This is a genomic window from Exiguobacterium sp. QJM3NY_9, from assembly GCF_056173545.1.
Genome location: NZ_CM149679.1, coordinates 372,948 through 385,414, shown reverse-complemented (window position 1 = coordinate 385,414; position 12,467 = coordinate 372,948). Strand labels below are relative to the sequence as shown.

At 48.6% G+C, this 12,467-nt stretch carries 10 protein-coding genes; 2 read left to right on the top strand and 8 right to left on the bottom strand.

The window, feature by feature from the left end; translation table 11 throughout:
• The first annotated feature begins 109 nt into the window (after positions 1 to 109).
• Positions 110 to 1,192, top strand: a complete 1,083-nt coding sequence (locus tag AC0VYQ_RS01955; RefSeq protein WP_475404127.1) for a nitric oxide synthase oxygenase — start codon at positions 110 to 112, stop codon at positions 1,190 to 1,192.
• Positions 1,189 to 1,641, top strand: a complete 453-nt coding sequence (locus tag AC0VYQ_RS01950) for an NUDIX hydrolase (protein ID WP_475404126.1) — start codon at positions 1,189 to 1,191, stop codon at positions 1,639 to 1,641. Before AC0VYQ_RS01955 ends, AC0VYQ_RS01950 begins: the two co-directional genes overlap by 4 nt.
• 182 nt (positions 1,642 to 1,823) lie before the next feature.
• On the opposite strand, the gene AC0VYQ_RS01945 is transcribed toward AC0VYQ_RS01950, so the two are convergent.
• From AC0VYQ_RS01945 to AC0VYQ_RS01910, 8 genes are all read right to left on the bottom strand, one after another.
• Entirely contained in the window at positions 1,824 to 2,606 is a 783-nt protein-coding gene (locus AC0VYQ_RS01945; protein WP_475404125.1) for a GNAT family N-acetyltransferase, read from the bottom strand.
• 110 nt (positions 2,607 to 2,716) lie between these two features.
• Positions 2,717 to 4,102, bottom strand: coding sequence for an amino acid permease (locus AC0VYQ_RS01940; RefSeq protein ID WP_214803496.1), 1,386 nt, complete (start codon positions 4,100 to 4,102; stop codon positions 2,717 to 2,719).
• Positions 4,103 to 4,325: 223 nt separating this feature from the next.
• Complete coding sequence (locus AC0VYQ_RS01935) at positions 4,326 to 6,125, bottom strand: mechanosensitive ion channel (protein WP_475404124.1); 1,800 nt, start codon at positions 6,123 to 6,125, stop codon at positions 4,326 to 4,328.
• 174 nt (positions 6,126 to 6,299) lie between these two features.
• Positions 6,300 to 7,718, bottom strand: coding sequence for an MBL fold metallo-hydrolase (locus AC0VYQ_RS01930; RefSeq protein WP_475404123.1), 1,419 nt, complete (start codon positions 7,716 to 7,718; stop codon positions 6,300 to 6,302).
• 46 nt (positions 7,719 to 7,764) lie between these two features.
• On the bottom strand, positions 7,765 to 8,064 hold the full coding sequence (locus AC0VYQ_RS01925; RefSeq protein WP_475404122.1) for a rhodanese-like domain-containing protein: 300 nt from the start codon (positions 8,062 to 8,064) through the stop codon (positions 7,765 to 7,767).
• 148 nt (positions 8,065 to 8,212) lie between these two features.
• Positions 8,213 to 10,081: an ABC transporter ATP-binding protein gene (locus AC0VYQ_RS01920; RefSeq protein WP_214893928.1), complete on the bottom strand. Its 1,869-nt coding sequence runs from the start codon at positions 10,079 to 10,081 to the stop codon at positions 8,213 to 8,215.
• Positions 10,078 to 11,802: an ABC transporter ATP-binding protein gene (locus tag AC0VYQ_RS01915; protein WP_475404121.1), complete on the bottom strand. Its 1,725-nt coding sequence runs from the start codon at positions 11,800 to 11,802 to the stop codon at positions 10,078 to 10,080. Before AC0VYQ_RS01915 ends, AC0VYQ_RS01920 begins: the two co-directional genes overlap by 4 nt.
• The gene (locus tag AC0VYQ_RS01910) at positions 11,795 to 12,283 is read right to left on the bottom strand and encodes a MarR family winged helix-turn-helix transcriptional regulator (RefSeq protein WP_475404120.1); all 489 of its coding nucleotides are present in this window, start codon (positions 12,281 to 12,283) and stop codon (positions 11,795 to 11,797) included. Before AC0VYQ_RS01910 ends, AC0VYQ_RS01915 begins: the two co-directional genes overlap by 8 nt.
• Positions 12,284 to 12,467 lie beyond the last annotated feature (184 nt).

Sequence of the window (12,467 nt, the reverse complement as noted above, 5' to 3'; positions counted from 1 at the left end):
GAACGTATCAAAAAACGGACAATTGCTATGAGTTGGCGCTTCCTCCATTCACCTTGTACACTAGAATAAGAAACTCTGTCGCTTTGGATGAAGAAAGGACTCAAACGCCGTGCAACATTTACTAGACGAAGCAGAACGCTTCTTGACGACTTATATAGAAGAGACACCACATACACAAAATCGTTTGAACGACGTGCGCGAAGAAATTTTACGAACGGGAAACTATACACAAACAACGGACGAATTGACATTCGGGGCTAAACTTGCTTGGCGTAACAGCAATCGGTGTATCGGACGGCTCTTTTGGGATCAACTGCACGTCATCGATGCCCGTGCGGCGACAACGATCGAAGCGATTCGAGACGCGTTGTTCCACCACATTCGCCACGCCACCAATGAGGGACGGATCCGCTCGACAATCACGATTTTCCATCCGCAACGTGTCCGCGTCCTCAATCATCAACTGATTCGTTACGCCGGCTACGAAACGGCCGACGGTGTACTTGGTGATCCTGCATCCACCGCTTTCACGAAACAATGTCAGGCACTTGGGTGGACGGGACAGGGGACCGCCTTTGATATTTTACCGCTGTTGGTTGAACTCGATGGACAGGTAACACTCCATGAGATTCCACAAGAACTGATTCTTGAAGTTACGATCATCCATCCCGACTATGATTTGTTCGCAGGACGCGACATCAAGTGGTACGCCGTCCCGATGATTTCCGATATGCGTCTTGAAATCGGCGGCATTTCGTACCCGTGTGCTCCGTTCAATGGCTGGTATATGGGAACAGAAATTGGAGCCCGTAACCTTGCTGACGCGGACCGTTATAATCTCTTACCGCTTGTCGCTGAACAACTTGGTCTGAACACGTCCCGTGAGCGCGCCTTATGGAAAGACCGGGCCCTCGTCGAACTCAATGTCGCCGTCCTCGAATCCTTCGAGCGGTCCGGAGTGACGATTGTCGATCATCATACGGCGGCCAAACAATTCGCCCGGTTCGAAAAAAATGAAGCCACTTGCGGTCGCGACGTCACTGGGGAATGGTCGTGGCTCGTTCCGCCGATGAGCGGAGCAGCGACACATGTCTTCCATAAAGATTATGACAATGCGTTACAGCGACCGAACTTTTTCCCGAAACAGACGCAAGCCACGGGATGCCCGTTCCACCAGGAGGTGTCGCGGTGAATTACGTCAAATCCATCCGTGATTTAGTCGGACCCACTCCACTGATTTTAGTCGGTGCCGTCGTCCTCGTCATTAAGGAAGGTCAGATTTTACTCGAACAACGAAATGAAGATCAAGCACGTTTCGGTCTTCCGGGTGGTCTCATGGAATGGGAAGAATCGACGGAAGAGACGGCCCGACGCGAATTATTCGAAGAAACCGGACTCGTCGCGGATCAGCTTGCGTTGCTTGGTGTCTACTCCGGTAAAAATTATGTCACGACACTCGCGAACGGGGATGTCTTTCAAAGTGTCACCCTCGCATACGTTGCGTCCGATACTTCCGGCACACTCCGTGTCAGTGATGAAAGTGTTGCATTGACGTATGTGTCACTGACGGACTTGCCGGATAACATCGTCGGTTCGCATCTTCTGATGATTCAAGATTATATAGCAAGTATTTCTTCATAAATTCATTCTTAGAGACGAGGCATTTTCCAATGATGAACAAAATTATGCTTATCATGCTGGGTGGTACTGGAATCTTATTCGTAATTTTCGCCATCCTCGTCATGATTAGTTTATGGACATGACAAATAGCCATTCGTTCCAAAGTAGTGATCACTACTTACGAACGATGGCTATTTTTTTCGTTAACGAATGGCTTTACTCATGACGAATTGTTTTAAATCACGCTGTGCCCATCCTTCTGCACGCAATGCTTCCCAGACGAGTGGATTCGTCGACTGCAATTGATACGTCGTTCCACTCAAACGTCGGGTCGCTTCTGTCGCGATGCGTGCGACCTCCGATTCTTCTGTCAAGATGGCAAAAATCGAGTCGTTTGAAGCAGCGATGAATGCTCCATCCAGTTCATAATAGGTGGCCTTTCTATATTTCATCACGCCCGGATCTTGTTGCCAAATGTATTCGCCTTGTTGGGCGTATCTCCGTTCAAATGCCACTTCATCAATCTCAACGAGTGGGTCAACGTGACTCGGTTCGTCCCGCTTGAAGTACCCGAGTTCATGGTCTTGGCGGTAGCCGAGATGATGATACAAATCAATTGCAGGTGTATTACCTTGGATGACTTCAAGCATGAGTCGATCGACTTCCAGCTCTTTCGCATAACTTAGTTGAGCCTCGTATAATGCTTTTGCGATGCCGAGACGGCGATACTGCGGATCTATACCAAGACCACCACACCGCATGACTTGTTCCTTCTTGATTTTCTTGAGACCGTTCAGCCATAACCCAACAGGTCGTTCTCCATGAAAAGCGACAAACGAGTGCTCCAACTGGTTGGCATCCCGCGTCAAAATCCGTTCCTGAAAAACTTCAAGTGACAAACCGAGCGGAATCATGTAATCACTGAACCCTTCTTGCATCGCTTTGTAGGCAGATTCTAAATCAGGATTTCTTTTAATATGAATCATATGTAGTTCCTCCTCTTCTCTCTTCAATCGTTCGACTCTTTGAGAGAGGTTTCCTGCACTTGTTTCCAACAAAAAAATCACCCCCGATGAAATCGAGAGTGATCATGTACTTAATTTAATTTCGAGCGGCTTCTTCCGTAACCGAAGTAGACAAGCAAACCAATCGCTGTCCAGATGAAGAACGCAATCCACGTAAAGGTTTGGAGATTCAACATTAACATGATACAAGCAAGGACCGATAAAATCGGGAGAACCGGGACGAACGGGACTTTGAACGCCCGTTTCAAGTCAGGACGCGTCCGACGCAAGATGATGACGGCGACGGAGATTAACGCGAACGCAGCGAGTGTTCCGATGTTAATCAATTCCGCCAACGTACCGAGCGGGACGAATCCAGCAATCAAACCAGAAGCGGTACCGAGAATCCAAGTCGCCTTGACCGGTGTATGCGATTTTTCATTGACGTCCGAGAAAACTTTCGGTAATAATCCATCACGACTCATCGCAAACAACAGACGGACGAGACCAAATGTCATGACAAGAATAACTGTCGTCATCCCGACGATGGCTCCTAAATCAACGAATCCGGCAACCCAGTTTTGACCTGCGACTTTCAACGCAAGCGAAACCGGACTATCGACACCTTCAAATTGTTTGAACGGGACGATTCCGACCATGATTGCAGAGACGACGACGTATAAGACAGTAACGATTGCGAGCGATCCTAAAATGCCAACCGGTAGATTCCGACCGGGATCTTTTACTTCTTCAGCCGCTGACGTCACTGCATCGAAGCCAAGGTAAGCAAAGAAGGCAATCGCCGACGCTTGCAGGACGCCGCTGATTCCGAATGGTGCAAATGGTGTGTAGTTGCTTGGTTCAACGTACCAAATCCCGACGACGATGAACAAGATGACGACGGCGACTTTGACGAGTACCATCACATTGTTCACGCGTTTTGTTTCCTTGATTCCAAGTGACAACAAGAACGTAATGACCATCAAAATCAAGAAGGCCGGTAAATTAAAGAACGTGTCACTGCCAGGTACGGCGCCCGGTGCCGCACGGAGCGCCGTCGGAAGTTCGATGCCGAATCCTGATAACAACGACTGGAAGTAACCTGACCACCCTGTCGCGACGGCACTCGAAGCCAGACCGTATTCTAAAATCAAACACCACCCGATGATCCAGGCAACGAGTTCGCCAATCGTAGCGTAGGTGTACGTATATACACTACCCGAGACAGGAATCATCGAGGAAAATTCGGCATAACAGAGGGCGGCTAACGCACAAACGATGGCTGAAATAATGAATGAGACCGGTAATGCTGGACCTGCGTATAAGGCGCCTGTTCCTGTTAAAACGAAAATACCTGTACCAATGATGGCACCGATTCCGAGTAAGATTAAATCGAAACCAGATAGATGACGCGCAAGCTTAGAATGACTTTTATTTTCCATCATCACGCTGACATCTTTTTTACGAAGCAAACTCATGATTCATCCTCCGAACTTTTCACTTTTTTCTGAATATTCAATTCATTTTCTGATTGACCTTCTCATCATAACAAACGATGTTAGCTTTTATAAGTCGCCCTTTCTGTGTTTTTTCACAAATTGGTCAAACCACTTTTGTTTACTTACTACAATGCATATATGCAAAGATGCGTTGACGCACTAAAAACCCCTTCGCAAGTGCACGAAGGAGTCTCTTTTCTACTTACGGACGATCATTCGGATGATCGAGGTTCGGTCCAAGATCCGGGTCAATCGGATAATCATCCTGTTGTGCCAAATCATTTTCAGGAAGCGCACCTTTTGGCTTACCGTGCGTCGGTTTCTCATCAGTCGATTCCGTCGAACGGGAAGCACGTGGGGCACGGTCTGGTGTGACATCATCTGCTGCTTTCGAAGCTGCATCTTTAGCCGCTTCTTTCAGGCTCGGCTTAGGAGCTGATGGAGTTCGGTCCGAAGCAAGACTCGACGTATCAAGCTCTGTCTCTTCTGCTTTCTTCTCGAGACGATCAAGGTAGCGCGAAGCATTATCGCGACCACCTAAACCAAAGGCGAGGCCGAAGGCAAGGGCGGCTGCTCCGAGAATCAAGATGAAGGCCGAGTTGACGATTGTCGCTGCGACCCCAAGTTGATCGAGTGCCATGAAAATCGCGAGGGCTAAAATCGCATAACGTGCAACATTCGATAAGACTTTAAGATCAGAACTGCCGAACAAACTATCCATCGCGCGTTTGACCAAGTTACTGACGATAATCCCGATTGCGAGAATGACAATCGCCGTCAAGACACTCGGAAGGAAGGCAAGGACAGCTCGTCCGAGATCGACCATGAAGTTCAGACCAATCAGGTTAAAGGCTTCGACGACGAACAGGACGACGATGATAATCTCAGCGAGAGCACCGACGAGTGAAGAAGGTGACATCGACGTATTGTTAGCATCCCAGTTTCCAATTTTCAAGTGACGTGTCAAATTGTTAAAACCGAGTCGGACGAGAAGGTCGGTGACGAATTTTTTTACGAATCGTCCAACATAGACACCGACGAGAATCAAGACGACGCCGATTACAATGTTCGGAATCATTCCGAGGACATCGTTTAGCATGTTGATTGCTGGTGCACTGATTCCCTCGATGTTCAGTTGATCAAGTGCTGAAATCGTGATTGGAATCAAAATCAAGATGAAGACGACTGTCCCAAGAATTGACGAGACCGATTTTGAATCTTTTTGATTGTCTGTCCCGATGTTAAAACGGGAAGCAAATTTATCCGTCCCAATCGCATGAAGGAAATTCGTCACGATATCGCGGACGATTTTTGCGACCAAGAACCCAACCAGTAAAATAGCTGCTGCTGCGATCAGTCGTGGGATGAAGCTTAAGAACGAGGATAACAATTGACTGAACGGTTCCGAAACACTGTCAATGTTGAGGGCATCGAGTACACCTGGTAGGAAAATCAATAAGACCAAGTAGAAGACGATATCCCCGGCAATTTTCGGATAGTTCGATAGATCGGCTTGTCCTTGTAACATCTTGTTTGAACGAACCTTTTCGTTCGCCATCAACTTCGTTCCACCTTTGACGATGACCATCCGTAAGACGACGGCAATAATATAGGCGAACAGTAGAACGAGTGCAGCTTTTAAGATGTTCGGAATTGCCGCAAGCAGCGTGCTCATCGTGTCTGCGAGTGGTGCTGCAATGATGCCAAGATTAAGAATGTTGAACACTAAAATTAGTACAAAAACCATTAAGACCCAAAAAATAACTGTTCCAACGACTTTTTCTGGTGTCCATTTCTTTTTCTTCGTTGTTGCTTCAGCTGACTTTTCTGGCATCAACTTCTTGACGACACCTGACTTTTCTAATGCCTTTTGAATGCCGTTCGCAATCAATTTCGCGATCAGCCAACCAATTAGGAACACAATCAGTGCACCTAATATGTTACCAAGAACACCGAACATTCCGTTCAGGCTCAGCGAAGTATCATTCCATACATTGTTCATCCTGTCACACTCCTTTTTTCTAAAGATGGATTATCGGCATACCTTTACATCTATCATTTCCCCCTGTTGTGAATGACGTAAACGCGCTTTCAGTCAAATTGACAGACAATTCAAGAAACACTAAAAAACGGATGGTTCTCGCGAGAACCCTCCGTTTCGACATTGTTTATTTGATTAATGTGACGTTGCCTTTCCGGCGACGGTCTGATCGTGTAAGACGTCTTCAATCGCTGCATACCCGCCATCGATGTTGATGACATTCTTCACACTGAGTGATTGGAGGACGCTGACCGCCATCCGTGACCGGACCCCTGACGCACAGTGGACGGCGATCGGTTGGTCGCTCGGAAGCTCTTCATGACGTGACGCAAGTTTTCCGAGTAAAATCCGGTGAGCCTGTTCATAATGGCTCTCCTCCCACTCTGTTTTATTACGGACGTCAAGGACATAGACGTCACCGGCTTCAGCTGCTGCGATGGCTTGGTCTGCAGTCCAGTCCGGATAACTTTCTGTTAACTGACTCGCTGTCAGTTTTTCGACATCAATCAATGTCACGAAACGATCCAGTCCGATCGATTGTAAATCCGTTTGAATCGTTTCCAGTTGATCCGTTGCTGCGAGAATGGCGATATCCTGATTGAAATCGACTAACCAGCCTGCCCAGGCGACGAATTTCAAATTGTAGGGAATGTTGATTGTCCCCGGTACATGTCCCGCACCAAATGTTTTTCCGTCTCGTGTATCGACGACTTGCATCGTCTTGACGAGTTCTTCCACCGTGTTCGCTTCAGCAAGGCGTGGACGATCGACTTCTGTCGTCACGACAATGCCTTCTTTGTTAACTTTTTTCATCATCGCAAAGTAGTTCGGTGGTTCTGGTTGATCCGTTGTTAATTCTTTAACGAATGCCGCTTCATCCTCCATCCGGAGTGCCCAGTTCGTCACTTTTTCGTAGCCGACCGTCGATGTCGGAACAGCACCGAGGGCTTTCCCGCACGCGCTTCCTGCACCGTGTCCCGGCCAGACTTGTGTGAAGTCAGGCAGTTGTTTGAAGCGTTTCAAGGACTGAAACATTTGCTTCGCACCGAGGGCTGTCGTTCCTTGAATACCGGCTGCTTCTTCCAGTAAATCCGGACGTCCGATATCGCCGACGAAAACGAAGTCACCTGTGAAAATCCCCATCGGAACTGTTTGGTCACGATCGTATAAGACAAACGAGATGTGTTCCGGCGTATGACCTGGTGTATGCATGACTTCAAGCGTCACATTCCCGACTTTGAACGTCTCCCCGTCTTTGACGAGACGGGCATCAATCTCTGAAGCAAAACCATACTTCCAAGAAGCATCGCCTTCGTTTGATAGATAAGCTGTCGTTCCGAGACGTTTCGCGAATTCGCGTGTCCCAGAGACGAAATCGGCATGAATGTGTGTTTCCGCCGTCGCCGAAATTCGAAGCCCTTCTTTTTCCGCTTCTTTGAGATACGGTTCGATGTTTCGTGCCGGATCGATGACGATTGCTTCCCCCGTCTTCTGGCACCCTACCATATATGAAGCTTGTGCTAATTTTTCATCATAGAAATAGCGTAATAACATAACGATTCCTCCTTTAGTTGAATGGTCGTACTCGATTGATCGTTGCTTAGCGTGTGACGTTTCCTTCCCAGCTCATCATTCCGCCGTCGACGTTCGTGACGTCGAAGCCTGCTTGCTCCAAATACATCGAAGCATTCATGCTCCGTCCACCCGATAAACAAATGACGTGGAGCGGTTGAGAGGCATCCAGTTCAGTCGTACGTTCCGTCAATTCAGATAGCGGAACATTTTTAGCTTGTTCGATATGACCGCCTGCGTATTCATCCGTTTCCCGGACATCAATCAACTGGATTGATGCATCCGTTTGAAGTGTTTGTTCAAGTTCAGTCGTTGATATGTTTTTCATGGAAGTTTCTCTCCTTTTGTTGCCCGTTCGGCAAAATGATTTCTGCCCATAATATACCCCCTAAGGTATTAAAAATCAAGAGAAAGGTTTATCTCGACAAAAAAGCAGTCCCTCTCCTCGAGGAACTGCTTTCATTATTCTCATATTGTCATACGACTTCTTTTTCGGAAAACTGGCTGTTGTAGAGGTCCGCATAGAAACCATCTGCTTTTAACAACGCTTCGTGCGTTCCTTGTTCGATGACACGCCCTTGATCCATGACGAGGATTAAGTCCGCATCTTTAATCGTCGACAACCGGTGGGCGATGACGAAGCTCGTCCGTCCGTCCATCAAGCGTTGCATCGCCTGCTGGATGAAGATTTCCGTTCGCGTATCGACGCTCGATGTCGCTTCATCCAAAATCATAATCGGCGGATCGGCGAGGACCGCACGGGCGATCGTCAGCAATTGTTTTTGTCCTTGTGAGATGTTCGAGGCCTCTTCGTTCAAGACCGTCTCATACCCGTCCGGTAACGTCCGGATGAAGTGATCGGCATGGGCTGCTTTTGCCGCATCGATAATTTCTTCTTCCGATGCTCCGACTTTCCCGTAAGCTAAATTATCGCGGATCGTCCCGTTAAAGAGCCACGTATCTTGTAAGACCATCCCGAAGGTCGTCCGTAAGTCTTCCCGGGACATGTCACGTGTGTCGATTCCGTCAATCCGGATCGCACCACCGTTTAATTCATAGAAACGCATCAACAGGTTGATTAAGGTCGTTTTCCCGGCACCGGTCGGACCGACGATTGCGACGGTTTGTCCCGGTCGGACATCGATGTTCATGTCTTCAATCAAGAGGTCTTTTCCGTAACCGAAGTCGACGTGTTCAAACGCGACGGCACCTTTCGCACGCGCGAGATGATGCGTTGTCACTTCTTTGATTTCCTCTTCTTCATCTAATAATTCAAAAACACGTTCTGCTGCTGCGACCGTCGACTGGACGATATTTGCGATGTTCGCCGTCTGCGTGATCGGTTGTGTGAATTGTCGGGTATACGTGATGAAGGCTTGAATGTCCCCGATCGAGATACTGCGTTGCGTCACTAAAATCCCGCCGACGACACTGATCAAGACATAACTGATGTTCCCGATGAACATCATCATCGGCATGATGATGCCGGAAATGAACTGCGCTTTTCGTCCGGCATCATAAAGCTGTTCATTGACGTCGTCAAACTCTGCGACGGCTTTCCGTTCGTGACCGAACGCCTTGACGACCGGATGTCCCGTATACATCTCTTCGACGTGGCCATTCAGCTGACCAAGCGTCCGTTGCTGATCGGCAAAATATTTCTGTGACCTTTTTAAAATCGGACGGATCGCAAAAATCGATAACGGTAACGTCACGAGTGAAATCAGCGTCAAGAGCGGACTGATCGTCAGCATCATGATTAAGATCCCGACGATCGTGACGATTGACGTAATGAACGATGTGACACTTTGTTGGAGCGTACTCCCGATCGTATCGATATCGTTCGTCACCCGGCTGAGCGTTTCCCCGTTCGGTCGTCCGTCATAATACTTCAGCGGTAGTCGCTCGAGTTTCTGATTGACGTCCTCCCGTAAGTCATACACCGTTTTTTGGGCGACGCTCGACATGATGTATTGCTGAATGTAACTAAATATACTACTGATGACATAAAGCCCCGCGAGGAGCAGCAAAATCTGACCAATCTTCGTAAAGTCGATTTCAGCGCCCGGCACCCCTTGGAACTTCGCATACGCCCCTTCGAACAGTTCCGTAATCGCTGTCCCCATGATTTTTGGTCCGGCGATCATAAAGACCGTACTGAGGATCGCGGCGACAAACACAGCAATCAGTGCCGTCCGCCGTGGTTTTAAATAGGCGAGTAACCGACGGAACGTCGCTTTGAAGTCTTTCGGTTTCTCCCCCATCATCATCATGTTTCCACCGCCGGGACCGCCACCCGGTCCACCCGGAGGTCCGCCGGCAGGTCGTTTCGTTGTCTGACTCATGCGATTTCCTCCTCTGACAGTTGGGATTTAACGATTTCTTGATAGACATCGTTTGTTGCGTACAGTTCGTCATGCGTGCCGATTCCTGCGACGCGCCCTTCTTCAAGAACGATGATTTGATCCGCATCCATGACCGTGCTGACACGTTGGGCGACAATCAGAACGGTCGCTTGACGCGTTTCTTCTTTTAATGCTTTTCGGAGTGTCGCGTCCGTCTTGAAGTCGAGGGCGGAGAAGCTGTCATCGAACACATAAAGGTCGGGTTTTCGGACGAGCGCCCGGGCAATCGAAAGCCGTTGTTTTTGGCCACCGGAAACGTTTGACCCGCCTTGTTCAATCACGGAATCGTACCGTTCCGGCATCCGTTCGATGAAGTCGGTCGCTTGGGCGACACGCGCTGCATGTTCGATTTCTTCTAATGAAGCATCCTGTTTCCCGAAACGGATGTTGTCCGCAATCGATCCCGTGAACAATAGGGCTTTTTGTGGCACGAAGCCGATTTTCGAACGTAATTCCTCTTGCGGGACGTCACGACTGTCGACGCCGTTGACTTGGATGCTGCCACTCGTTACGTCGTAAAAACGGGGAATCAAATTGACGAGCGTCGATTTCCCGGCACCGGTTCCGCCGATGACAGCGGTGATTTCACCAGGACGTGCTTTGAAGCTGATATCCGACAGCACCGGCGCTTCCGCACCCGGATAGCTGAACGTCACGTGATCGAAGACGAGCGTGCCCGGCTCACGGTCTGCTGAAGCGGTTCCTTCATCGACCATCGTCGGTGTCATCTCGAGGACTTCATTAATCCGTTTCGCTGAGACCGCAGCACGGGGAATCATGACGAACATGACGGATGCCATGACGAGGGCGAACATGATTTGCATGACGTATTGGATGAACGCCATCAAGTCACCGATTTGCATGCCACCGTTATTGATCCGAATCCCTCCGAACCAAATGACGCCGACGACCGTCAAGTTCATCACGAGCATCATTGTCGGCATCAAGAATGCCATGATCTTATTGACCTTAATCGAGACGTCCGTCAGATCCGCATTGGCTTGCGTCAAACGGACTTTTTCTTCTTTCTCCCGGTTGAAGGCACGAATGACACGGATGCCTGTCAAATTCTCGCGTAAGACGAGATTTAACCGGTCTAGTCGTTTTTGGACTTGTCCGAACAGCGGCACCCCTTTCCATAAAATCAACAAAATCGATACAACGAGGACGGGCATCGCGGCGACGATGACGAGTGACAGCTTGGCATCCTTTGAGACCGCCATGATTAGACCACCAATGAACATGATCGGTGCACTGACGACCATCCGTAACATCATGATGACGACTTGTTGGACTTGTGTGATGTCGTTTGTCGTCCGTGTGATCAGCGATGCCGTCCCGACTTGGTCGAACTCTTGCAGTGAAAAACGTTCGACGTGGTTAAAGACTTTCCGGCGAATGTCACGGCCAAGTCCCATCGCCGCTTTTGACGAATAATAACTTGCGGCAATTGCAGCCGTCGCACCGAGTGCCGTGATGCCCAGCATGACCGCACCAATTTTCCAGATGTAGCCTGTATTCCCGACGACAACGCCTTTATCGATGATGTCTGCCATCAAAGTCGGTAAATACAAATCGGACATCGACTGGGCAAAGACGAGGACCAATACGGCGAGGACCGCCCATTTATAGACTTTTAGATTTTTGAGTAACTTAATCATCTGTACAGCCTCCGTTTCCTGATGACAGGATGTCTTTTAAACCTTCTGCAATCTGTTCATGCGTCTTGAGCATTTGTTCAAAGGCAGCAGGATCAATTTGATCGAGGATTTGTTCGAGCCGTTGCTGCATACCCGCTTCTTGTTGTTTGATCGCATCAACGAACCGTTGCCCCTGGTCACTCAGCGTCAACACGACTTCACGCCGGTTGTCCGGATTCGTATCCCGGATGACCCAGCCGGATTGCACCAATCCCTCAATCGATTGACTGAGCGTACTCTTCGGTAAATGTGTGTGTGCCGCCAGCTCTTTTTGTGTAATCGGACTCCTTGGTGCAATCGTCACCAGGCTATGGAATTGCGGTAAGCTCAGTCCGTTTTCCTGTGCCGTCTGATGTGCCGCCCGGACGAGATGCCGCTGGACATTCCAAAAAGATTGCATCATTGCCGTCGAACGGACCGGCTCACGTTGTTCGGTTTCCATCCTTCCACCTCCATGTTCCATTTGGAATCGTTCCATTTGGAATGATTATCTATGTAAATTAATCTACGCCGATTAGTTCATAATGTCAATAAATAAACAATGTGAAAATGCACATATTTATAATCAAGAATGAGGTATTTCCAGTATAATGAGGATGAGCAGAAATCAAAGGAATTCTGAGTAA

Bases quoted from the DNA above. Each gene is read 5' to 3' on its own strand.
- AC0VYQ_RS01945 (WP_475404125.1), bottom strand. From the start codon at position 2,606: ATGATTCATATTAAAAGAAATCCTGATTTAGAATCTGCCTACAAAGCG.
- AC0VYQ_RS01940 (WP_214803496.1), bottom strand. From the start codon at position 4,102: ATGAGTTTGCTTCGTAAAAAAGATGTCAGCGTGATGATGGAAAATAAA.
- AC0VYQ_RS01935 (WP_475404124.1), bottom strand. From the start codon at position 6,125: ATGAACAATGTATGGAATGATACTTCGCTGAGCCTGAACGGAATGTTC.
- AC0VYQ_RS01930 (WP_475404123.1), bottom strand. From the start codon at position 7,718: ATGTTATTACGCTATTTCTATGATGAAAAATTAGCACAAGCTTCATAT.
- AC0VYQ_RS01925 (WP_475404122.1), bottom strand. From the start codon at position 8,064: ATGAAAAACATATCAACGACTGAACTTGAACAAACACTTCAAACGGAT.
- AC0VYQ_RS01920 (WP_214893928.1), bottom strand. From the start codon at position 10,081: ATGAGTCAGACAACGAAACGACCTGCCGGCGGACCTCCGGGTGGACCG.
- AC0VYQ_RS01915 (WP_475404121.1), bottom strand. From the start codon at position 11,802: ATGATTAAGTTACTCAAAAATCTAAAAGTCTATAAATGGGCGGTCCTC.
- AC0VYQ_RS01910 (WP_475404120.1), bottom strand. From the start codon at position 12,283: ATGGAAACCGAACAACGTGAGCCGGTCCGTTCGACGGCAATGATGCAA.